We start from the raw sequence: 22,600 nt of genomic DNA, 5'->3' as shown, positions 1-22,600 counted from the left end.
ACAAAAAGCTGATGATGTATTATTGACCAGCGCGACGACGGTATTGCTCGAGTTGTTCTACCGACCCACTTGCAAAATAGGTAGTCATGATAGCCATGTTTAATTTTATGAAAAAAAAGCCCAAAGCCGAAACACCGCAGCAGCGCGCCGAGCGTGATAGCGCGGTCGATAAAGTCTTGCTCGGCTATGAAGTCGGCACCGTTAGCATCGCCACGATGGTGACGGGACTTGAGCGCGACGGGCAAGTGCTCACTTTAGATTTGCGCTTACCCAAAGACAGTAACCCTGAACAGATACAACAGGAGCTGGGGCAACTGCTGCATCCGCATGGTATCAGAACCATTCATATGAATGTGCGCCTACCAGCCGATGCTAAAGGCGCCGGTGCAAGCTTGCCCAAAGCGCCGCCCAAATCGATGCCAAAGACGACAGATGCCATGGCCACTCACGCCAAACCTGCTACCCCAACAGACCAACAACCGACAAGCAGCGAGCCGCCGATTACTAAGGCTGCGCCGACGCAAGCATCGCTGGCAGCGCACCCACGTATTCGTCATATCATTGTGGTGGCCTCAGGCAAAGGCGGCGTCGGCAAATCAACGACGACAGTCAATATTGCCTTGGCATTACAAAAGCTTGGCAACCGTGTGGGCGTGCTAGATGCCGATATCTATGGTCCTAGTATGCCAACGATGCTGGGTGTGGCGGACATCAAGCCTGAGCTAGAAAACGAGCAGTTTGTGCCTGTCGAGGCGCACAGTATGGCCATGCTATCGATAGGTAGCTTGCTCGATAGTGACAACACTCCTGTCGCGTGGCGCGGCCCTAAGGCCACGGGCGCCCTGATGCAGCTATACAATCAAACCAACTGGCCCCAATTGGACTATTTGGTGATTGATATGCCACCAGGTACAGGTGATATTCAGCTGACATTGGCGCAGCGTATTCCTGTCACAGGGGCGGTGATTGTGACAACACCGCAGCATGTGGCCTTGATGGATGCGCAAAAGGGCGTTGAGATGTTTCATAAAACCAATATCCCTGTACTGGGTGTGGTGGAAAACATGGCCTTGCATACTTGTAGTAACTGCAACCATACCGAGGCCATCTTTGGCAGCGGCGGCGGCGAGTTTATCGCAGAGCAGTATCAGGTGCCGCTACTAGGCCAGCTGCCACTTGCCAGTGGTATCCGCGCCCAAGTGGACAAAGGGGTGCCAAGCGTTTTGGCTGACGATGAGTTTGCCTCTTATTATTTGAGCATTGCCAAAAACATCGAAGCCAACATTGCAAAATTTGCCAAACCAGTCGATGATAAGCGGATTTTTTGATAAGTTTCGCGCGCTACTCGAATAATAGCAAGATAACCTAAGCGTACTTTTCCATAAAGAACGTGGTTTACAACAAGGAAGTATGGTGAGCGTATCGATTTATCGGCATTATTTGGACGATATTCCCAAGCAGTATGTGTTATTGAAACTGTTGCGCCCGCCGATATATGTGATCGAGCTTTCAAACAATCAAATAATTGCCGTTTGCTATAACAAAGATGGTAGTAGCAAACGGTATCAAATCAACGCCGAATTTAGCAATCGCCGCATGGTGATCGCCGACTTCAATAAGTTTTCAGCAGTGTTGGCTGAGTTATTAAAAAAGTTTCCTCGTCACTTTTTGTGGACGAGCGCGATAGCCGTTACCGATGTGACACAAACGCTGACAGATGGTTTGACCGATATAGAGATTAAGGTGATAAGAGAAGCCATTTGGGTGTCTGCAAGACAAGCAAAAAGAAGCGTCATAAGCACCACCGTTGGCTACCAAGGACGGGTAGTCTCACGATAAAATTTGGCTAGGATGCCGTAAACATGAACCAAAACCCCAGCCCCAACGCACAAAATCAGCTGCACTCATCTGTGAGTGCAAGACCAGTTATTGAACAGCTTATCCAAGAGGGACAGCCCACTTTTGGGGTGTTTACGCAAGTCAAAAGTATCAATTATCTTGACTACCACAGTCATCTGATCTCGCAAAAGACGTTGCCAAACTGGCGAAAAGACCTCAAAGCCAATCAATTTTGCTTTATCCAAATTATCCAGCCGCCTTATCGCATCTGTTTGGCACTGGCGACCATCAAGCTTGCCACCAGTGCCTTTGTTTACCTTTATAACGATGAGACTGATGAGCTAGAGGTTTGTGAAGCTTTGCAGCCTTTGACGCGGCAGACGCAGCTAATAGGTGATTGCTATCAAGGGCGAATGGCATTTACCCATAATAAGCTGACCGTAACGTTGGATTTTACGCCTTCACAAATCGCAGTAGCATTGGATAGTAAACATATTACGCTTGATGCGACGCTACAGCGGCAAGCGCAGCCACTTTCGATCTGCACCCCAACGGGCAGGCGCGGCTGGATATACACACAAAAAGAGCCACTGACAGCAGTCATGGGACACATGTGCATCAAAGAAGCGTCAATACTTAATATCGCTGCGGTTACGGCTGGCAGCCAAACCAAGCAAATAGACTTTGATGCGTCTGCAATTGCCAATCTAGATTGGACGCTGGGCTATATGCGCCGCGAGACAAATTGGTTTTGGACATGTATCAATCACTATGTGCCCGATGGTCGCCATTTTTTATTAAACTTATCGATGGGTGTCAATGAAACGGGTATGAGCGAAAATGCCTGCTGGCTAGATGGGCAGATACATTATCTACCGCCTGTGATGTTTGTACGTAAGGACTTGCAGGCAGCTGTGCCAAGTACTTGGCGTGTTTATCATCAAAACCTTGGCTGGAGCAATGTCGATATTGATTTGACCTTTACGCCCATGACTGTTTATCAAAAAACCGATAACTTTGGCGTGCTGGCCAGTATTTTTGAGCAGTGGCTTGGCTGGTATAGTGGGGAGATACGGCTGGGCGATACCGTCATCAGACTTGACCATGTCATGGGATTGGCAGAAGACCATTTTGCCAAATGGTAGCCTAGAGGTCGTGCCTGCTTTTTATAAAGTTACTCGGTTGAGTCGGGTGTTAAAAGTTTGGTTGTCAAGTAGTTTGGGTGTTAAGGGTTTGACTATTAAATGGTTTGCATGATAAATAGTGACAGCTCTATAAATTCAGCGCTCAATTCCGTATAATCACCGCTACCAATATACGAAGCGTGTCTCTTAGAGGGTGACAATCATGACAGCCTCTGGGTCATTGATGCGCTATCGTCAGCGCCCAACCCCTATATTATTATTTGCTAAGGAACAAAAATGTCTATCAAATCTGACCGCTGGATTCGCAAAATGGCTGAAGAACATGGCATGATTGAGCCATTTGAGGCGGGTCAAGTACGTTTCAACGATGCAGGCGAGCGTTTGGTCAGCTACGGCACATCAAGCTACGGATACGATGTACGCTGTGCTCCTGAATTTAAAGTTTTTACCAATGTACACTCTGTGGTGGTCGATCCCAAAAACTTCGATGATAAAAGCTTTATCGATATCGTTGGTGATGAGTGCATCATTCCGCCCAACTCATTTGCGCTGGCGCGTACCGTTGAGTACTTTCGCATACCGCGCGATGTCCTGACTATTTGTCTTGGTAAGTCTACTTATGCACGCTGCGGCATCATCGTCAACGTCACGCCACTTGAGCCTGAATGGGAAGGGCATGTGACACTTGAGTTTAGTAATACCACCAATCTACCTGCGCGTATTTATGCGGGTGAAGGGGTTGCACAGATGCTGTTTTTCCAAAGCGATAGCGATGATGTATGTGAAACCAGCTATAAAGACCGCGGCGGCAAGTACCAAGGCCAACGCGGTGTCACGCTACCAAGAACGTAATTGGCAGCCGCTCAATTATCGCTGTTTGGCGATAGCTTAGGTCTTTAGCCTTATAGAGTAAAGTTATAGAGTGTTAAATAAAAAAAGCCAGTCATATGAACCATGACTGGCTTTTTTGTGGGCTAAAACCAAGGTGTTGGAGATTTCTGTTACTTTAAGACTTTTAGACCCGCTTTGTTATCGCGTTTGGGTTTAGGCTTGTCAACCTTGGCCGTCGTGTGCTGCTCTTCTGGCACATAATTATCATACTCGTTTGGATCAAAAAACATGCCTTGCGAGTTTTCTTTGGCATAGATACCCATCACCGCCGTCAATGGCACCCAAATCTCTTGTGAGACGCCACCAAAACGAGCGCTAAACTGGATATAGTCATTGTCCATGCGCATATTGCCTGTCGCACGGCTGGCAATATTGAGCACAATACGACCATCTTGCACATGTTCGGTTGGTACCTGGACGTTTTTGGCCGTCGCATCGACCATCAGATAGGGCGTCAGTGCATTGTCCTCTATCCATTGATAAAGGGCGCGTACCATATAAGGGCGAGTTGGGGTGAGAGAAGTGGTATCGCTCATCTAATGATTTCCTATACTAAATATGGGTTATGAGATAAACGGTTATCTATGACAACAGTCTACTATTTTAAATAATACATTGTTTGCAACAGGCAAGTATGGTGGGACTGATTTTTGCGCAGTCACTGTCTGTTTGGTTTTTATTGTTTTTACATTTTTTATTTTAAGACAGACATCGAGCGTTGTCTAATTAGCGCACACTTCTTTGGAAGCTCTCGCGCTCAAAGATACGCTGCTGGTAGTCCAATAAAGGCCGACTAATCGCACGCGGTAGTGCTATGCCCATGTCTTCTAGTCGCCACAGTAAAGGCGCTAACAACACGTCACACCAGCCAAAGTCATCTGCCATAAAATAAGGCTTATGCGCAAACAAAGGCGCAAGCGTGATTAAAGAATCACTGAGCTGTTTTTTGGCAATGACAGCTTTTGCTTTATGAAAACTATCAGGATGTGTCAGTAGCTGCTTGCCGAGCACCAGCCAATCATGCTGGATGCGCCATGCCAATTGGCGAAACTGTGCGCGCTCTTGCGGGGCTTCAGGGAGCAGCTTATTGGTATGGTAGCGCTCTTCTAAGTATTCAAAAATCACGTTGATTTCATAAAGGGCAATATCACGCTGCTGCAACACAGGCAGGGTATGATAGGGGTTTAGCTCAGTCAAGTCCTCGGGGCGCTCAGAGTGCAAACGTGACAAATAATAGTCGAGCTTTTTTTCTTCAAGTAATAGGCGCACCACATGACTGTCGTAGCCGTCATCAGCATATAAGATTAGCTGACTACTTGGAATGTCGTTTGCATCAATCATGAAAGCCTAATGTTCATAGTAAAGGATGTCATCGTAAACAAAGTAGAGCCGATTATCAAGCCAGCGTACGTAAACACGATGAGGTGTTTGTCCTATTATCAGTCTCTATTGTCCACCCTATAGTAACACGTACAAAATATGGTGCGGCAAAATGAAAAAAGGCACTACCAAAGTAGTGCCTTTTTGTGTTTATTATGACCAAGTTTTTATAGCGATAGGCTATGTTTATGATTCTATTACTTTACGTCTTTCCAGAACTCTTTATTGAGTAAGTAAACTGGGATCAGTAATACTAACAAGAATAAAATCACAAAGAAGCCAATCACTTGACGGTCATGACGGACAGGCTCTGCCATCCACGCCATAAAGTTGACCAAGTCACCAACTTCAGATTCAAACTCTTCAGCACTAAGCTCTTCTTGCATGTTATGCAATACGTGCGGCATGGCTGCGTTTGCCAGTACTAAGTTATTTGAGCCCCAAGGACGGCTTGGATCTTCATAAAATGACAATAGATAAGTATAAACCCAGTCATCACCGCGTAGTCTGGTTTCAAGCGATAAGTCTGGTGGCGCCGCCCCAAACCATGCGGCTTGAACATCAGGGTCAATCTCCGCTGTGATATGGTCACCGATTTGATCGGTGGTGACCATTAGGTATTTTTCGACCAGCTCAGGTGGAATATCCAAGTCTTTGGCGATGCGCGAATGACGAACGTACTGTGCAGAGTGACAACCAGCACAGTAGTTCATAAATATTTTTGCACCGTTTTGTAGCGAGCCTTTATTGGTAAAGTCAATGGGGGCTTCACTACAAGCCAAAGATTCTACCACGCCGTCGGCATTGGTAAAAGTACCACATCCGCCGCCGCCTGCTGCCAGCGCACTACCAGCAGTCAAACTCAATGCCGCGCCTAAGCCTAGACCAGCTAGGGATTTGATTAGCGTGCTCATTAGTGACCTCCGGTAACGCGTTCTGGTGGCTGTTTACACTTCTCGATTGCAGTGTAAAACGGCATCAACAAGAAGAACAAGAAATACAGAATGGTGAATATACGTGACATAATCGTCGCGGTTGGCGTCGCAGGTGTTGCACCCAAGTAGCCTAGTACTACAAAGCTAATAGCAAAGACAGTTAGTGCAATCTTAGACAAGATACCTTTGTAGCGTATTGAGCGTACAGGTGATCTGTCGAGCCATGGTATCAAGAATAGTACAGCAATGGCTGCACCCATGGCGATGACCCCGCCCAGCTTACTTGGAACTGCACGTAAGATGGCATAGAACGGTGTGTAGTACCAGACTGGCGCGATATGCTCTGGTGTTTTTAGAGAGTTCGCCGCTTCAAAGTTAGGTGGCTCAAGGAAGAAGCCGCCGCCTTCAGGGAAGAAGAACACCACCGCAAAGAAACAGATAAAGAATACCACGATACCCACCATATCATGCACAGTGTAGTATGGATGGAATTCGATACCGTCTAATGGTACGCCGTTTTTATCTTTTAGCTTCTTAATATCGATACCATCAGGGTTGTTAGAGCCCACATGGTGCAATGCAACAATGTGCATAAAGACCAAGCCCACAAGGACCAATGGAATAGCAACAACGTGTAGCGCAAAGAAGCGGTTTAGAGTGATACCTGATATGATATAGTCACCACGTACCCATTCAGCAAGACCGTCACCAATCACTGGCAGCGCCGCAGGAAGGTTTAAGATAACCTGAGCACCCCAAAATGACATGTTGCCCCAAGGGAGTAGGTATCCAAAGAAACCTTCGGCCATAAGAGCCAAATAGATGCCCATGCCGATGAGCCAAATAAGCTCACGAGGTTTTTGATATGAGCCGTAGAGCAGTGCTCTAAACATATGCAAATACACCACGACAAAGAACGCTGAAGCGCCAGTCGAGTGCATATAACGGATGAGCCAACCGCCTTTGACATCACGCATGATGTATTCTACAGACGCAAATGCGCCCTCGGCACTAGGGTTGTACATCATCGTCAGCCAAATACCGGTCACCAACTGGTTGACCAATACGATCATTGACAATACGCCAAAGAAGTACCAAAAGTTAAAGTTCTTTGGTGCATAGTACTTTGACATGTGGTATTCATAGGTTTCAGTCGCTGGGAAACGCGCGTCCACCCAATGCATTAACTTTTTACCCATACTCATATTAAGCCTCCCCAACCGTCAAGATGGTACCGTCCATGCTATATTCTGGAACAGGTAAATTCAGCGGTGCAGGAACGCCACTATAGACACGGCCTGCTAAGTCATATTTTGATCCGTGACAGGGGCAAAAAAAGCCGCCGTACCAGTCGTTACCACCCAAATCGGTTGCGCCCACATCAGGGCGGTAGTTCGGTGCACAGCCTAAATGCGTACACACGCCTTCGACCACCAAGACCTCTGGTGTCAAAGAACGCTCTGGGTTTTGGCAATACTCTGGTTGTAGCGATGCTTCTGAATTAGGGTCAGATAGTAATGGCTTAACTGACTCAAGCGTGCTCAACATGTCTTCGGTACGTTTTACCACAAAGATCGGTTTACCGCGATATTTGACGACAATCATCTGTCCCGCTTCAATAGAGCTGATATCTTGGGTGACTGCAGCCCCTGCAGCCTCAGCTTTGGCGCTTGGGTACCAAGAGCGGACAAAAGGTGTTGCCACAGCAGCTACCCCAGCTGCACCAATTGCGGCAGTTGAGGCAATAAGAACTCTACGGCGTTGTACGTTAACGCCTTCGGCTTGGCTCATTAATACTTCCTCCAGGTGAATGAAATGGGATTATCCCACACTGGGTTTGTGGCTTAGAAAATATACAATATCAAGCCACTTTAGCTGTGCCTAATTTTGCTAATTGTTGCTATTCTAAGCTATTTCGGTGATAAAATAAATTATTGCGTTAAAAATAAAGCAACCTTGAGAGAACACAGTATAAGGTTGAACAGGGTAACCCATACAAAAAAGCTGGATTATCAACGTCTAACATCCGTTTTGTTTCGATAAAGGGCGCAAAGGCGCTTCAAAGGTTTTGCAAACGATGGTCACGTGATGACCTTATAATTAATAAGGATATTCAGCAATAGCGAATGATACTTGAAATTCAGGCAATGTTCACTAACTTTCAGTACTTAAGCGTTATGTCTCTCATTGTCAATCAAAAATCACCACTTTAGCGACAAAAGCGGTGATTTTTTATTATCCTAAACGCGTCTCTAGGCGATTAGCCTTCAAGCTCACTCCAGCGTTCAAGCTTGCTCATCATCTCCTCTTCGATGACCAACAAGCGCTCACTGGCGGCCGTCGCGGCATCAAAGTCGGTGGTAAACCATGAGCCATCAGCCAGCTTGTCTTCTAGCGTTTTTTGTTCGGCTTCTAGCGCCGCGATTTCTTTGGGTAAGCTATCTAGCTCGCGCTGCTCATTGAAGTTGAGCTTTTTGGCGGCTTTATTTGGCTTTCCAGCGTCAGCTTTATTGGCTGATTTTGACGCTTTAGTATTGCTAACGGGTGCTTTTGCGGCGTGCGCGGCTTCCTCACGGTTTTTTTGTATCAAGTACTCTTGATAACCGCCGACATACTCTTTGACGATGCCATTGCCATTTTCATCCGTGTCAAATACCCAAGTGGAGGTGACCACATTGTCCATAAATGAGCGGTCATGACTGATCAGCAAGATGGTACCGTTAAAGCTGCTGACCGACTCTTCTAATAGCTCAAGGGTGGCCATATCCAAATCGTTGGTTGGCTCATCAAGTACTAATATGTTGGCAGGTTTTAATAACTGCTTGGCAAGTAATACGCGGTTGCGCTCACCACCTGATAAGGCTTTGACAGGTGTACGCGCACGCTCTGGCGCAAATAAGAAGTCTTGCAAATAGCTCATGATATGGGTTTTTCGGCCGCCCACTTCGACAAAGTCCGAGCCCTCTGAGACGTTTTGCGCGACGCTTGCCTCAAGGTCGAGCTGATCACGCAGCTGATCAAAAAAGGCAATTTGCAAATTGGTGCCAAGCGTGACGCTGCCGGTCTTGGTGACCTCGTCATCCGACATATCGAGTAGGGCTTTGATTAACGTGGTTTTGCCTGCGCCGTTAGGGCCGACAATTCCAATCTTATCACCGCGCATGACCATGGTGCTAAAGTCATTGACGAGTACATTGCCGTCATATTCAAGATGTAGGTTTTTGACTTTACAGACCAGTTTGCCGCTTTTTTCGCCTTCACCCATGGTGATGTTGACGTTGCCGACTTGCTCGCGGCGGCTTTTTCGCTCTTCGCGCAGGGCCTTTAGCTCGCGTACCCGGCCTTCGTTACGGGTACGACGGGCTTTGATGCCTTGACGAATCCACACTTCTTCTTGCGCCAGTTTTTTATCAAAATTGGCATTGTTTTTTTCTTCGGCAAGTAGCTGCTGCTCTTTTAGCTCTTGATAACGAGCGTAGCCTTTGGCACCTTGGGTGACGTCATAGCTGGTCAATTGGCCACGGTCAAGCTCTACAATACGAGTCGCAAGCTTATCAACGAATGCTCTATCGTGCGTGACAAATAACAACGTCAACCCTTGCCAATCAAGCAAGAAGCGCTCGAGCCATTCGATACTATCAACGTCTAAATGGTTGGTCGGCTCGTCTAATAATAATACGTCAGGTTTGGTAACCAGCGCACGCGCGAGTAAAACGCGGCGCTTACGGCCGCCAGATAGCGAGGAGAGGTCGTCCTCTGGGTCAAGCCCCATAGTGGTGATCAGACGGGTGGCATCGCGCTCTAAATCCCAGCCATGGACGGCGTCGATATCATGCTGCAAGGTTGCCATGTGCTCGCAAGCGTCCATGTCGCCATTGGCGCACATCTCCACTTGCTTATTATAATTGATCAGCAGCTCAGCTGTGCGGCGGCTACCGCCCATGACGATGTCCAAGATACGTCCGCTCGACTCGGGGACGTCTTGCTCGAGCATCGCAACGCGCATGCTACTATTGATGATGATCTCACCACTATCTGGCTGCAGCGAGCCATTGATCAGTTTAAATAAGGTAGATTTACCTTCGCCATTGCGGCCGATTAAGCACACGCGCTCGCCTGCATCAATTGAAAAATCAATACCATCGAGAATGGGGGCGACGCCAAAGGCTAAGTGAATGTCTTTTAAATGTATCAGTGCCATAAAGTATCTTAAGCTTATATAATAGTGAGGTAGGGGTTGTTGCAAAATTGCCAGCAGTATAACATGCCACCGCATCACTGTAGTGCGCGTAAGTGGTTTTATCATCACTATTTATTACTTTGCATAGTGGCGGCGATTTGACGCCCGTTATCAAAGGTGACTGGCTATTATTGACGCTGCTGCAAATATGCTGCCGACGAGTCTATTAGACCTTACACTTACCATTATTTAGAGAACAACATGAATCAATTCAAAGATAAAGAGGACGGGTTTGGTATGCAAGATGACTTGCAAGCCCAAGTAATCGATTTACAAACGAGCCTAGCGCATCTTGAGGTCACTGTCGAAAGGTTAAATGACGTCATCACGCGACAAGATAGGGATATTCATACATTGCAGCGTCAGTTACAGCTCATTTATAAGCAAATAGACAGTCAAGCTACTGAAGTGGGTATTGCACCATTTGATGTGATGGCAGATAGACCGCCACATTACTGATTTCTAAACCAATATCTGATGCAGGACTGGATATTTTTTGTTTGATTGTTTTATCATCCAGCGCCTGATATCTACATTCTTCTAGGGCGTAGATATCAGGCATCAGGCGTCAGCCATTGTCGCCCAGTATGGCGAACCCCTTGATACCCAACTGCATTGAGATCATAATTAATCCATGAAAACGCTCAAGCTACGCATCAAAGACAAACACGCCACTCAGCTCAATATCTTAGCTGGGGCGGTTAACTTTGTCTGGAATTACGTCAATGAGCTAAGTTTTAAACATCTTAAGCGCACAGGCAAATTCTTTTCAGCCTATGACTTGGCTACTTATACCAAAGGTAGTGGCGAGTATTTAAACTTGCACAGTCAAACCCTACAAGCCATCTCTGAAACCCATGCCAAAAGCCGTAAACAATTCAAAAAAGCCAAACTAAACTGGCGCACCAACAACCCAAAGGCCAAGCGCAGATCTCTTGGATGGATTCCGTTTAAGAAAACCGCTATCAAACACTTGGCAACCAGACAAACAGGCAAGAAAAGCCTTAAATCAACTATCCAACTAAGCCTCGCTAAAGGTAAAAAACTTACTATAGATCTATGGGACAGCTATAACCTAGCCCTGTACAGCATCAATACGTGCGAATTAGTACAAGACAATAGCGGTCACTGGTACGCCTGTATCACCGTCAAAGAGTTTCCAAAGATTAAGTGCGGCACTGGTCAAGTCGGTATTGATCTAGGCTGCAAAGATGCCGCAGTCAGTAGTAATGGTGATCAGCTACAAACCAAAGTCACCCATCAATACGCCGAAAAACTGGCCAGCGCCCAAAGAGCCAAAAACAAAAAACGGGTTAAGGCCATTCACGCCAAGATTAAAAACACCCGCCAAGACTTGATCCATAAATTCACATCAAAGCTTGTTAAAGCCAACAGCCTAATCGTTGTTGGAAAGATTAAATCAACATCATTCACTTCATCCAAACTGGCCAAATCCGTCTATGACGCTGGTTGGTTTGAAATAAAGCGGCAACTGGATTATAAATGCGCGAACGCAGGTTGCCACTATATCGAAGTCAATGAAGCGTACAGCACCCAAACCTGCTCGTGTTGCGGCTCTCGCCAAGACAGTCCGAAAGGTAGATCAGGTCTTGGTATAAGAGAGTGGTTTTGTCGTTCTTGTAAAGCGACCCATAACAGAGATGTTAATGGAGCAAAAAACATTCTCGCGGTCGGGCTTGGCCGTCTTTAGTAGGAATCCCCTCACTTTAGGGAGGGGAGGAAGTCAAATGCACATTATTAGATGAAGATACTGTTCAGTCATAAACAAGAAATAATGTGTTTTTGTAGTTGTTTTCGTGTGCCAAAATCTTTACTATCTTCACCCTCGGATGCTGCTTACTCATAAAAGTCGGGTTAAGTAGTGAAACAATGCGGATGTTTGGAGATATACAATGCGCGCAACTTTTCATTTAAAAACTCTCACAGTAGCTGTTGCTGCTCTATCTGTCGCTAGCGTTGCTAGTGCTGCTGGTCTTGATCGTTCAGGTCAAGACATCACCGCATTCTTACAAGATGGTACCTATGCCGAAACCGTTTATACTTATATCGATGCCGATGTGAGTGGTAAGGATTCATCAGGCAACAAAATTGATGATATCGCAGAAGACTATGACTTTTTCCGTTATGGTGTAAAAGCAGATATCAATGACACCTTTAGTATCGGTATCTTATATGACGAGCCATTTGGTGCTGCCGCTGATTATCTTGGCGACAATGACTTTGTAGCCCAAGGTGATGTAAACAACTCTGCGAAATATTTAACACAAGGCAAATATACGTCTTTTGAAGATTTAAACTCAGACTTTAGTAGTGCTCGTAATAATGCGGTAGAAGAAGCTACCAAAGCGCAAAATTTTGCTCAGCAAGCAGGGCAAGCTCAGCAGAGAGGTGACCTTGCAGAAGCGGGTAGACTAGCTGCTCTAGCGAAGGATTCAGAAAAAAAGGCATTAGCTTCTAAAGCTACAGCTGAGAAACTTGGTGCTCCCTTAAATGCAGTTAAGTCTGAGCTAGATAGTAAAGGCGAGGGTACAAATGTTGAAGTGCGTACTGAAAGCCTTACAGCGATTTTAGGTGCTAAATTCGGTACTAACAAAGAGTTTCAAATCTATGGTGGCCCCGTTGCTCAGCAAGTACAAGCTGATGTCAAACTAAGAGGACTGGCTTATGGTTTGGCAAATGGTTATACCGCTCATATAACCTCTGATAAGGATATTGGTTGGTTGGCAGGTGTTGCTTACAGCAAACCTGAAATTGCTTTAAAAGCTGCATTGACCTACCGTTCAGAAATTGACCACACGCTTCCTATAGACGAACAATACCCAGTAGCAGGAATAAGCCAGGGTGGTAATATTGATATTACTACACCAAAATCAGTCAACCTTGATTTCCAAACGGGTGTCAATCCCACTACGTTAGCTACTGCTAAAGTACGCTGGGTGCCGTGGGGTGACTTCGCTATCGTACCGCCGCTATATAATGAGGTTAGCAAAAACGCGACTAAAGATGATAAAGGGCTACCTTTAGTGAGCTATGATAAAGACCAGTGGCAGGTTGAGTTAGGTCTTGCCAAGCGTTTGTCACCTGTATTGGCAGTTAGCGGTAGTGTTGGTTGGGACAGTGGTGCTGGCGACCCAGTCACTTCACTTGGCCCTATTGAAGGTTATTATAGTGCTGGCCTAGGTGCAAAGTATAACGTGACAGAAAACTGGGCAGTGTCTGCAGGTGGTAAATACCTATGGTTTGGTGATGCCAAAGGCCAGATTCCAACCAAAGACGTGGTTAGCAAGTTTGAAGACAACGACGGTTTTGCGCTGGGTGTGAAGCTGTCTTATCAAGCAAAATAAGCACTAAATCAGTTTAGTTTTAAAATGAGATAAATACTAAAAAAGCGATCCATTATGGGTCGCTTTTTTTTGGCAAAAACAAATAATATGGTCAGCCTAATTGGTGAATGAACATATGATTTTTTTATTTAGAGTCGATCATAGATTAGATTCTTGCTTAATAAAAATGTCAAATAGCTAGTTGATACTCGTCAGTCAGTGAACGATTGTTTTAATAATTTATTGTGCTGTTCTTTATAAAAATGGTGACCTAAAACGGCTGACTTTTTTTACAAAAACCTTTTTATAATATATTTCTATTATAATCAATAAGATATGTTGAATCATGTAAGGTTGTATATAGACGATAAGAAAGCGTTTATGAAGCAGGAAATACTACATCATTGGCTCAATGGAACAGTGGTGAATATTCTAGTAACATAAATCTATTTTCGTAAAATCTCTAAAAGAGTATTGCTATAATATAGAAGTTTAATTATGATACTGAAATCAGTTACGTTGTCTTACATAGCGGTAATGTCTGATAACAACGAAAGTAAGGTTGCATAAGTCTTCGTTACTTTCGACAGTTAAGTCGTTTGGCAAAGGATTGCATAGCATCGGCTGACGTTACTAGTACAGGTCACTAGTCTGTATAGTCTCCGAGCTACTTGCCAGTTATTTTATTCATGGAGGATATCTAAGTGTCTCAAAATTTTCCTATCTCTAAACTTACCCTCGCTCTGATCACGCTATCGGCTGCTTCGTTGACGCAAGCTGCTGGCCTCGACCGTTCTGGTCAAGACATCACTGCATTCTTGCAAGATGGTACTTATGCAGAGACTGTTTATACCTACATCGATGCTGATGTTACTGGGGTTGATAATGATGGTAATAAAAGTGGTGATATTGCTGAATCCTATGACTTCTTTCGCTATGGTGTAAAAACAGATATAGGCGATAGATTCAGTGTGGGTGTATTGTATGATGAGCCTTTTGGTGCAGCCGCAAAGTATGAAGGTGATAATAACTTCACTGGAGTAGCAGATGTAACTGGTGCTGGAGCTATTCAAACAGTTGCACAAACTGCTGTTGGAAGAACTCAAGATAAAATTGATCAAATTAATACACAAATAGCAGGTATTGATGCAGCTTTAGCAAACCCCAATCTGCCACCAGCGCAACAGCAAGTATTAGGTCAAAACAAAGCAGTTTTAGAACTGGCAAATGGCGCTCTAGCTAATGCAGTTACAGGCTTTGAGTCATTAAATGATGCGCCAACCCTTGAAAATTATAATAATTTAATTGAGGGTACTCGAGAGAATATTGCTCAAACTGAAGGAATTCTTAACCAAATAGCACCAGGCTTGTCGGATGAGACAAATCAACTTGCACAAAATCTGTTGGATGGTAACAAAGAAGATCTAGCGCAAAGTGAAGCCACCCGTGATGCAGTCGCCAACTTATTAAGTATTGATGAGGCAACCAATGTAGAAGTACGTTCTCATACGCTATCACTTATCGGTGGTATGAAGTTTGGTGCTCAGAACCAGTTTCAAATATATGGTGGGCCTGTTGCTCAGCGTTTAGAAGCAGATGTTAAGCTAAGAGGTAACGCTTATAAAGGAGCTGCTGGATATACTGCACACATAAGCCCCGATCAGGACTATGGTTGGTTGGCTGGTATTTCTTATAGTAAGCCTGAGATTGCTTTAAAGGCGGCTTTGACGTACCGCTCTGAGATAGACCATACATTAAATGCCGCCGAATACTTCCCAGCACTTGCAATTCGTGGGCAGAATCCAAATAGTACTACTAAGTTTGATGTAACCACGCCAGAATCGGTCAACTTAGATCTTCAGACAGGTGTGAATCCAACAACCTTGGCTACTGCCAAAGTGCGCTGGGTACCGTGGGGTGACTTTGCAATTAGACCACCTGCATATACTCAAGCATCGAACTTACCCTTGGTTGATTATGATAAAGATCAATGGCAAGTAGAACTAGGGTTAGGCAAGCGTCTTGCTCCAAAACTAGCGGTTTCAGGCACAGTGGGCTGGGATAGTGGTGCTGGTAATCCAGTGTCTTCTTTAGGTCCTATTGAAGGCTACTATAGTGTAGGTCTGGGTGCGAAATATAATGTCACTGAAAACTGGGCAGTCTCCGCTGGTGGTAAATATCTATGGTTCGGTGATGCTGAAGGTTCATTGCCAGATAGTACTATAGTCTCTGATTTTGAAGATAATGATGGGTATGTATTAGGAGTCAAACTGTCTTATCAAGATAAGTAAGCTTCCAGCCTAATACATATTGATAAGTATGAAGAAGAAGCGATCCGTTGATGGGTCGCTTTTTTTATGTGTCTGATTTGAGATAAAGACAGGCTTAGCCAATAAAAAACCCCGCTACGATCAAGGTAGCGAGGCCGGTCATTAAGATACTATGAGTAGCATATCTGACTTATTTGTTTAAGTTAAGCTCCATCTCTTTATATTTGGCAGATACCGAAGGTCTTGGACCGCCAGTCATGATACTCACTGCAAAGATAGCAATAGTACTTAAAATAAAGCCTGGAACGATGGCGTATAACCAGCTATTCAACGCCACACCATTCATCTCAAATGGACCATAGACCCATAGGATGACTGTCAAGGCACCGACGACCATACCGGCGACAGCGCCGTTACGGTTCATACCGCGCCAGGTGAGGCTAAAGATAACGAGCGGGCCAAATGCTGCGCCAAATCCTGCCCAAGCGTTAGATACAAGGTTCAGTACTGAGCTGTCTGGGTTCGACGCTAATAAGATAGCCACGAGAGCCACGACAATCACAGAAATACGGCCGACCAATACTTGACGCGCCTCTGGTGCTTCTTTATCAAAAAACAGCTTATACACATCTTTTGTCAATGAGCTTGAGACCACCAATAGCTGAGATGAGATGGTACTCATAATCGCTGCTAAGATGGCGGCTAACAAGAAGCCTGAAACCAATGGATGGAATAAGAACTGCGTGAATACCAAAAAGATGGTCTCAGGATCATCTAGGGTCATCGCGGTTTTTTGTACGTAAGCGCGACCAGCGATACCCGTCACACAAGCACCGATCAAGCTGATGATCATCCAGCTCATACCGATGTTACGCGCTGTCGGAACATCTCGCACTGAGCGAATCGCCATGAAGCGCACGATGATATGTGGTTGACCAAAATAGCCTAAGCCCCATGCGAGTAGCGAGATGATACCAAGGGCTGTCATACCACTTGTGATATCAAGCATACTAGGATCGATGGTTCTGATGGCATCAGTCGTGGCTGACACGCCGCCCAAATCTGTCAAGGCAACGATAGGGACGATTACCATAGCAAACAGCATGATGACACCCTGTACAAAGTCAGTCATCGATACGGCAAGGAAACCACCAAACAAGGTATAGATGACGACCACACCCGCGGTGACCCATAGGCCTGTGCTATAAGATAGATTTAATGAGCTTTCAAACAGTTTACCACCACCGACGAGGCTGGCTGCGGTATAAACTGTGAAGAAGAGGATGATAACGATGGCAGAGATGACGCGCAGCGTGTGCGACTTGTCCTCAAAGCGATTGGCGAAGTAATCAGGAAGGGTGATGGCGTTGTCAGCAACTTCGGTATAAACCCGAAGACGCGGTGCCACGATGATATAGTTTAAAAAAGCACCCAATGTCAGACCGATGGCAATCCAAGCACTGACCACACCATCGGCATACATAGCGCCTGGCAATCCAAGCAATAACCAGCCTGACATGTCTGACGCACCCGCTGAGAGTGCCGTTACTGCTGGGCCGAGATTACGACCACCGAGCATATAGCCTTCTGTGTCATTGGCCTGCTTAAAGTAAGCATAAATGCCAATCCCAATCATCACTAAAAAATAGGCGCCGAGCGATATCAGCACGCCACTAGAAACTCCGTTCATATAAATTGTCCTTAACCAACTGCGTTGGCGGTAATTATTTTTAACTATAAAGAGTAAGTATTACAAGACGCTGTCCAAAACAATATCTAAAGACAAAAAAAGCCATTAAGTAGGACATAATGGCTTTGATTCAATATCTGCTGTTAGTTTTATATGATTGGCGTTGCTCTAGGGCGAAGGTATATAGATCATGACACTGCAATTATCGACCCAGTCATCCGCTCATAAATAGCAAATGGTATAGTCAATAAGGAGCAAATCAAAAAGTCAATGTTTCGCTTTATCGCATTTGTCGGTTATATACCTATATTAGTCGCCAATATAACCAATCATTTAAAACCATTAAACCTACTGCCACCTATCATATATTACTCGAAGTGTTCAATATATGACTATCAGTGTTCATATGGTAAATTTTTGTTATAAAAACAACGTCAAGCGTATTATAACGTATGACTACTACAAATGCGAATGGCGTGCCTGCTAGTGGTAAGGTGCAAGAATTATGCACCTTGACTGATGCAATATAGTATGAATCACTTTATTAATCGATAGGGGATAATAAATCCAATAGCGCCGTCACACTGCTAGATTGAGTCAGCTTTGGATTGATGACCACGCCCAAATAACGCTGTAGCTCAATATTGTCCGCCATATCGATACGCTCTAAATCTTGACTGATCATGGTCTGCGGCAGTACCGACCAACCAAGGCCGACAGAGACCAGCATGCGAATAGACTCTAGTGGGTTAGTGCTCATAGTCGCATAAGGCTTGAGGTTATGCTTGGCGAACTCAGCTAGTGTAATCTGACTGGTAAAGGTATTAGCAGAGGGCAAAATCGCAGGGTAGCGAGCTAACTGCTCGAGCGTCACATTGGATTTGGTCGCTAATGGTGACAAAGTGCCTGTCATAAAGTATAAAGGATCAGACCAAAGCGTATGGTAGGTTAGGCGCTTGTCGTAGACAGGCGGCAAAGTGACAAACGCCAGTGACAAGTCACCGTCTAATACTGCTTTGTGTGCCGCTTCTGAATCGACAAAATGCACCTCTAGCTGAACGGCAGGGTACGCTTGGATAAAGTGTTTGAGGACAGGTGCTAAATGATGTAGGCCAATATGATGGCTGGTACCGATGATCAGCTTACCTGAGACAATATGCTGAGAGTGCTGCAGGTTTATTTTGAAGTTTTCATAATCTTCAAGCCAGCGTTTGGCATGCGGCAACATTTCGGTCGCCGCTTGCGTGGGTACGATACCGCGTCCGACAGTATCGAATAAAGTGATGTTAAACTCATCTTCCAAATTTTTGATACGTTTACTGACCGCAGGCTGAGTAATAAATAGCTTTTCGGCTGCGCCTGAGATGCTGCCAGTGTGCATAACGGTAACGAATGTCGTCAAATTTGTGGTGTTCAAATGGATGTCCTTAGCTACTTCGTAAGCTATAAATAAAAGTTGGCTGACCCAATCACAATGTATTAGAAATAAAAGTTTGCGTCTATGTAAAAATCATCAATTATTATTATAGGATTAGCCTGCTATAATCACAAGACATCGAGACGTATTGTCACATATTTATTGCATAAACGGCGGTATTTTTTCGTATAACGCTTGTTTTAAGCATAGTTTTTAGCAATAAATAATAGATAAATATACTGACCTGACAAAGCGTCGGCATAGAGATAAAACATACTACCTAGATTTCATTTTCGCTTACCGATAGCAAGCAGATAAAAATAGTAAGCAAGTGAAAAACTGAGCAATTAGCAATTAATAAAGGATAGCAATATGGCCGGTCAAACGTTATATGACAAACTTTGGAACGCTCACGAAGTCACCAAGCGTGATGATGGCTCGAGCCTGATTTATATCGATCGCCATTTGCTGCACGAAGTGACCAGTCCACAAGCGTTTGAAGGCTTAGAGCTGGCCAATCGTACACCGTGGCGTCTGTCTGCAAATATCGCAAGCCCGGATCATAACGTCCCAACAGTGACCAAAGAGCGCTTAGAGGGCGTGTCGGGTATCAAAGACAAAGTATCGCGCTTACAAGTATTGACGTTGGATGAAAACTGCAGCAAGTTCGATATTGCCGAATTTACCATCAATGACGCGCGTCAAGGTATTTTGCACGTGGTCGGTCCTGAGCAGGGCTTGGTATTGCCCGGTATGACAGTAGTCTGCGGTGATTCACATACCGCCACTCATGGTGCGCTAGGTTGTCTCGCTCATGGCATCGGTACCTCTGAGGTTGAGCATGTACTAGCCACTCAGTGTTTGATTCAAAAGAAATCAAAAAACATGCAAATCCGAGTCAATGGTACGCTGGGTGCTGGCGTGACGCCAAAAGATGTGGTGCTAGCGATTATTGCCAAAATCGGTACGGCAGGCGGCACAGGATACGCCATTGAGTTTGCAGGGCAAGTGTTTGAAGACATGAGCATGGAGGGGCGCATGACCGTCTGTAATATGGCGATTGAGGCGGGCGCACGCGTTGGTATGGTGGCGGTCGATGATACGACGATTGACTATGTCAAAGGTCGTCCTTATGCGCCAACCGAGGAGCAGTGGGAGCAAGCTGAAGCTTATTGGCGTACGTTATACTCAGATGACGACGCAGTATTTGATAGCGTAATTGAGATTGATGGGAGCGAGATTGCGCCGCAGGTGTCTTGGGGCACCTCGCCTGAGATGGTCGTCGATGTCACTCAGTCTGTCCCGACACCTGACGAAGCTATCGATGAGGCGCAACAAGAAGGCTGGCTACGCGCATATACCTATATGGGCCTAAGCGCAGGACAAAAGATTACCGATATCCAGCTTGATCGTATTTTTATTGGCTCATGCACCAACTCGCGTATCGAAGACTTGCGTGATGCTGCTGCGGTCATCAAAGGCCGCAAAGTCGCTGACAATATCAAGGAAGCGATTGTGGTGGCAGGCTCAGGACAGGTCAAGCAGCAGGCAGAGTCAGAAGGCTTGGATGCCGTCTTTACGGAGGCAGGTTTTGAGTGGCGTGAGCCTGGCTGTTCGATGTGCCTTGCGATGAATGCCGATAAGTTAGAGCCCGGAGAGCATTGTGCCTCAACCTCTAACCGTAACTTTGAAGGTCGTCAGGGTAACGGCGGTCGTACGCATTTGGTCAGTCCCGCGATGGCAGCAGCAGCAGCATTGGCGGGTCACTTTGTAGACGTGCGTACGTTTTAAGACCGCTTATTCATAACTCCCTCATTGAATTGATAGGAAAAACTATGCAAGCTTATAACACTGAAAAGGGTATCGTTTGCCCACTTGATCGCGCCAACGTCGATACTGATCAAATTATCGCCAAACAGTTTTTAAAATCTATTAAACGTACCGGTTTTGGCGTCAATCTATTTGATGACTGGCGTTACCTTGATGAAGGCGTGCCTTCTTTGGATGAGGGCCAAGACAGCAGCACTCGCGTGATTAATCCAGACTTTGTATTAAATCAGCCTCGCTATCAAGGCGCTACCATTTTGCTGGCACGCAGAAACTTTGGCTGTGGCTCAAGCCGTGAGCATGCGCCTTGGGCACTGTCAGAATATGGCTTTCGTACGATTATTGCGCCAAGCTTTGCCGATATTTTTTATAATAACTGCTTTAAAAACGGTATGTTGCCCATCGTCTTAGACGAAGAGATTGTCGATGAATTGATGAAAGCGACCATGGCCAATGAAGGCTATGAGCTCACCGCCGACCTTGAGCGTCAAGTAGTTATCACACCGACAGGGGAGACGTATCCGTTTGAAGTAGACGCTTTTCGCAAGCATTGTTTGCTAAATGGACTTGATGACATCGGTTTGACATTGCAGCAAGGCGATGCCATCAAAGCGTATGAAGATAAAATGAAGCAAAAAACACCGTGGGTATTTAATGACGTACAAGCATAAATAAAGCGCCTTTAAACCACGGTGGGTAAAGTGCTGAACAATAGTAATGCAGCGTTGAGTTATGGCGGTGAACTGGCTAAAATAAGGGGGTCGTTGTGTTGTTTTTATCTTCCTTATCATTAATAGTAGCCGCCATTATGAATAAAACACGTTATGCTTTGTGGACCAGTACAGTGATTGCTGCCAGTTTTTTAATGTCAGGCTGCCAGCTATTAACCGGTTATCAAAAAATCGATGAAGCCGAAAATGCCAAAGTATGGGCAGGCCATATTCAGCCAATCCCAGGCGAGGTAAGTATCGCGTGTGTTGGAACCTATCACTGCGAAATCGTGCAGATAGACAAAACACTCGTCATCGCTCCTGACAGTCACGAGCCGGTAAATCCAGCCATGGTGACGACGCTTGCAGAGGGCACAAAAAAGACCCCAACCAGTGCAGAGATGATGCCGCTTGCCAATAAAAAGTCGATCAAGATAGTGCCGCTATCCGCCTCTGCAATGCCAGGACTGACCAATTACTATGCCAGAGTCATGCCAGCCAAGCGCGAAATTCACGTCAACTTCTACCCAGAAAACAACGTGGGCTATGTTGAGCGTTTTGCCATGATTCATGATTTTACTCAGGCAGGGACTTATCAGTTACGTGCTTATCAAAAAAAACCTAATAATAAGTCAGGCAGCTTGCTAGAGACCGCGTCGCCCGAGCCTTTATGCATTGAGCTGCTACAGGGTAGTACCGTACAGCGCCGGTTTTGTAAACAGTTAGATAGCAAGCATCGCGGTGAGTTTGTAGAAACCCGTATGTAACAATCTGGTTAATACGTCGATGTCATCTATTTGTGTTAGATAGCCTGCTTGACTGTCGCTTATCTCATGTTTAATGCAGTTTTGGGATAAAGACGCGCCTTAAAAGCCGCGAAATACGCTGTAGCGAGAGCGTATCTTTTGGTAT

General features: G+C 45.4%; 19 protein-coding genes. 11 read left to right on the top strand and 8 right to left on the bottom strand.

Features of this window, described 5'->3' with window-relative positions; genetic code table 11:
• The first annotated feature begins 95 nt into the window (after positions 1 to 95).
• From apbC to dcd, 4 genes are all read left to right on the top strand, one after another.
• Complete coding sequence (apbC, locus tag J3491_RS00595; protein ID WP_207968849.1) at positions 96 to 1,328, top strand: iron-sulfur cluster carrier protein ApbC; 1,233 nt, start codon at positions 96 to 98, stop codon at positions 1,326 to 1,328.
• An 85-nt stretch (positions 1,329 to 1,413) separates the two neighbouring features.
• On the top strand, positions 1,414 to 1,839 hold the full coding sequence (locus J3491_RS00590) for a hypothetical protein (protein ID WP_207968848.1): 426 nt from the start codon (positions 1,414 to 1,416) through the stop codon (positions 1,837 to 1,839).
• A gap of 23 nt (positions 1,840 to 1,862) precedes the next feature.
• Positions 1,863 to 2,984, top strand: a complete 1,122-nt coding sequence (locus tag J3491_RS00585) for a DUF2804 domain-containing protein (RefSeq protein WP_207968847.1) — start codon at positions 1,863 to 1,865, stop codon at positions 2,982 to 2,984.
• Between the two features lie 276 nt (positions 2,985 to 3,260).
• On the top strand, positions 3,261 to 3,836 hold the full coding sequence (gene dcd / locus J3491_RS00580; RefSeq protein ID WP_075101619.1) for a dCTP deaminase: 576 nt from the start codon (positions 3,261 to 3,263) through the stop codon (positions 3,834 to 3,836).
• A 149-nt stretch (positions 3,837 to 3,985) separates the two neighbouring features.
• On the opposite strand, the gene J3491_RS00575 is transcribed toward dcd, so the two are convergent.
• The 6 genes from J3491_RS00575 to J3491_RS00550 all read right to left on the bottom strand — a co-directional run bounded on the left by J3491_RS00575 (position 3,986) and on the right by J3491_RS00550 (position 10,391).
• Positions 3,986 to 4,411: a ClpXP protease specificity-enhancing factor gene (locus J3491_RS00575; protein ID WP_207968846.1), complete on the bottom strand. Its 426-nt coding sequence runs from the start codon at positions 4,409 to 4,411 to the stop codon at positions 3,986 to 3,988.
• Between the two features lie 190 nt (positions 4,412 to 4,601).
• Positions 4,602 to 5,216, bottom strand: a complete 615-nt coding sequence (locus tag J3491_RS00570) for a glutathione S-transferase N-terminal domain-containing protein (RefSeq protein WP_075101617.1) — start codon at positions 5,214 to 5,216, stop codon at positions 4,602 to 4,604.
• A gap of 236 nt (positions 5,217 to 5,452) precedes the next feature.
• Positions 5,453 to 6,169: a cytochrome c1 gene (locus J3491_RS00565; protein ID WP_207968845.1), complete on the bottom strand. Its 717-nt coding sequence runs from the start codon at positions 6,167 to 6,169 to the stop codon at positions 5,453 to 5,455.
• Positions 6,169 to 7,374 carry a cytochrome b gene (locus J3491_RS00560; protein WP_172953106.1) on the bottom strand — a complete coding sequence of 402 codons (1,206 nt, stop codon included), beginning with the start codon at positions 7,372 to 7,374 and terminating at the stop codon, positions 6,169 to 6,171. Before J3491_RS00560 ends, J3491_RS00565 begins: the two co-directional genes overlap by 1 nt.
• 22 nt (positions 7,375 to 7,396) lie before the next feature.
• A complete protein-coding gene (petA, locus tag J3491_RS00555) occupies positions 7,397 to 7,981 on the bottom strand; it encodes a ubiquinol-cytochrome c reductase iron-sulfur subunit (RefSeq protein ID WP_075101614.1) in 585 nt (194 codons plus the stop codon).
• Positions 7,982 to 8,450: 469 nt separating this feature from the next.
• Positions 8,451 to 10,391, bottom strand: coding sequence for an ATP-binding cassette domain-containing protein (locus J3491_RS00550; RefSeq protein ID WP_207968844.1), 1,941 nt, complete (start codon positions 10,389 to 10,391; stop codon positions 8,451 to 8,453).
• Positions 10,392 to 10,631: 240 nt separating this feature from the next.
• Here J3491_RS00550 and J3491_RS00545 point away from each other — a divergent pair, with 240 nt between their 5' ends.
• The 4 genes from J3491_RS00545 (at position 10,632) to J3491_RS00530 (ending at position 16,065) form a co-directional block, all read left to right on the top strand.
• On the top strand, positions 10,632 to 10,889 hold the full coding sequence (locus J3491_RS00545; RefSeq protein WP_207968843.1) for a SlyX family protein: 258 nt from the start codon (positions 10,632 to 10,634) through the stop codon (positions 10,887 to 10,889).
• A 175-nt stretch (positions 10,890 to 11,064) separates the two neighbouring features.
• Positions 11,065 to 12,141 carry an RNA-guided endonuclease InsQ/TnpB family protein gene (locus tag J3491_RS00540; protein WP_207968842.1) on the top strand — a complete coding sequence of 359 codons (1,077 nt, stop codon included), beginning with the start codon at positions 11,065 to 11,067 and terminating at the stop codon, positions 12,139 to 12,141.
• A 202-nt stretch (positions 12,142 to 12,343) separates the two neighbouring features.
• Positions 12,344 to 13,795 carry an outer membrane protein transport protein gene (locus J3491_RS00535; RefSeq protein WP_207968841.1) on the top strand — a complete coding sequence of 484 codons (1,452 nt, stop codon included), beginning with the start codon at positions 12,344 to 12,346 and terminating at the stop codon, positions 13,793 to 13,795.
• 701 nt (positions 13,796 to 14,496) lie between these two features.
• Positions 14,497 to 16,065, top strand: coding sequence for an OmpP1/FadL family transporter (locus J3491_RS00530; RefSeq protein ID WP_424108333.1), 1,569 nt, complete (start codon positions 14,497 to 14,499; stop codon positions 16,063 to 16,065).
• Between the two features lie 169 nt (positions 16,066 to 16,234).
• Here J3491_RS00530 and putP read toward each other — a convergent pair whose 3' ends face one another.
• Together putP and J3491_RS00520 are read right to left on the bottom strand one after the other, a co-directional pair.
• A complete protein-coding gene (putP, locus tag J3491_RS00525) occupies positions 16,235 to 17,734 on the bottom strand; it encodes a sodium/proline symporter PutP (protein ID WP_207968839.1) in 1,500 nt (499 codons plus the stop codon).
• 544 nt (positions 17,735 to 18,278) lie between these two features.
• A complete protein-coding gene (locus J3491_RS00520) occupies positions 18,279 to 19,151 on the bottom strand; it encodes a LysR family transcriptional regulator (RefSeq protein WP_075101606.1) in 873 nt (290 codons plus the stop codon).
• Positions 19,152 to 19,523: 372 nt separating this feature from the next.
• Between J3491_RS00520 and leuC the strand changes: the two genes are divergently transcribed.
• The 3 genes from leuC (at position 19,524) to J3491_RS00505 (ending at position 22,455) form a co-directional block, all read left to right on the top strand.
• Positions 19,524 to 20,942 carry a 3-isopropylmalate dehydratase large subunit gene (gene leuC / locus J3491_RS00515; protein ID WP_207968838.1) on the top strand — a complete coding sequence of 473 codons (1,419 nt, stop codon included), beginning with the start codon at positions 19,524 to 19,526 and terminating at the stop codon, positions 20,940 to 20,942.
• Positions 20,943 to 20,986: 44 nt separating this feature from the next.
• Positions 20,987 to 21,649, top strand: a complete 663-nt coding sequence (gene leuD, locus J3491_RS00510; RefSeq protein WP_207968837.1) for a 3-isopropylmalate dehydratase small subunit — start codon at positions 20,987 to 20,989, stop codon at positions 21,647 to 21,649.
• Between the two features lie 137 nt (positions 21,650 to 21,786).
• Complete coding sequence (locus tag J3491_RS00505) at positions 21,787 to 22,455, top strand: hypothetical protein (protein ID WP_207968836.1); 669 nt, start codon at positions 21,787 to 21,789, stop codon at positions 22,453 to 22,455.
• The last annotated feature ends 145 nt before the right edge of the window (positions 22,456 to 22,600 follow it).

This window comes from Psychrobacter halodurans (assembly GCF_017498075.1).
GTDB classification, from domain to species: domain Bacteria; phylum Pseudomonadota; class Gammaproteobacteria; order Pseudomonadales; family Moraxellaceae; genus Psychrobacter; species Psychrobacter celer.
Note: the sequence above shows the minus strand (reverse complement) of the source record. Positions and strands in the feature narration are given on the sequence as shown.

Bases quoted from the DNA above. Each gene is read 5' to 3' on its own strand.
- dcd (WP_075101619.1), top strand. From the start codon at position 3,261: ATGTCTATCAAATCTGACCGCTGGATTCGCAAAATGGCTGAAGAACAT.
- petA (WP_075101614.1), bottom strand. From the start codon at position 7,981: ATGAGCCAAGCCGAAGGCGTTAACGTACAACGCCGTAGAGTTCTTATT.
- J3491_RS00535 (WP_207968841.1), top strand. From the start codon at position 12,344: ATGCGCGCAACTTTTCATTTAAAAACTCTCACAGTAGCTGTTGCTGCT.
- apbC (WP_207968849.1), top strand. From the start codon at position 96: ATGTTTAATTTTATGAAAAAAAAGCCCAAAGCCGAAACACCGCAGCAG.
- J3491_RS00585 (WP_207968847.1), top strand. From the start codon at position 1,863: ATGAACCAAAACCCCAGCCCCAACGCACAAAATCAGCTGCACTCATCT.
- leuC (WP_207968838.1), top strand. From the start codon at position 19,524: ATGGCCGGTCAAACGTTATATGACAAACTTTGGAACGCTCACGAAGTC.
- J3491_RS00550 (WP_207968844.1), bottom strand. From the start codon at position 10,391: ATGGCACTGATACATTTAAAAGACATTCACTTAGCCTTTGGCGTCGCC.
- leuD (WP_207968837.1), top strand. From the start codon at position 20,987: ATGCAAGCTTATAACACTGAAAAGGGTATCGTTTGCCCACTTGATCGC.
- J3491_RS00545 (WP_207968843.1), top strand. From the start codon at position 10,632: ATGAATCAATTCAAAGATAAAGAGGACGGGTTTGGTATGCAAGATGAC.
- J3491_RS00575 (WP_207968846.1), bottom strand. From the start codon at position 4,411: ATGAGCGATACCACTTCTCTCACCCCAACTCGCCCTTATATGGTACGC.
- J3491_RS00560 (WP_172953106.1), bottom strand. From the start codon at position 7,374: ATGCATTGGGTGGACGCGCGTTTCCCAGCGACTGAAACCTATGAATAC.
- J3491_RS00570 (WP_075101617.1), bottom strand. From the start codon at position 5,216: ATGATTGATGCAAACGACATTCCAAGTAGTCAGCTAATCTTATATGCT.
- putP (WP_207968839.1), bottom strand. From the start codon at position 17,734: ATGAACGGAGTTTCTAGTGGCGTGCTGATATCGCTCGGCGCCTATTTT.
- J3491_RS00540 (WP_207968842.1), top strand. From the start codon at position 11,065: ATGAAAACGCTCAAGCTACGCATCAAAGACAAACACGCCACTCAGCTC.
- J3491_RS00505 (WP_207968836.1), top strand. From the start codon at position 21,787: ATGAATAAAACACGTTATGCTTTGTGGACCAGTACAGTGATTGCTGCC.
- J3491_RS00565 (WP_207968845.1), bottom strand. From the start codon at position 6,169: ATGAGCACGCTAATCAAATCCCTAGCTGGTCTAGGCTTAGGCGCGGCA.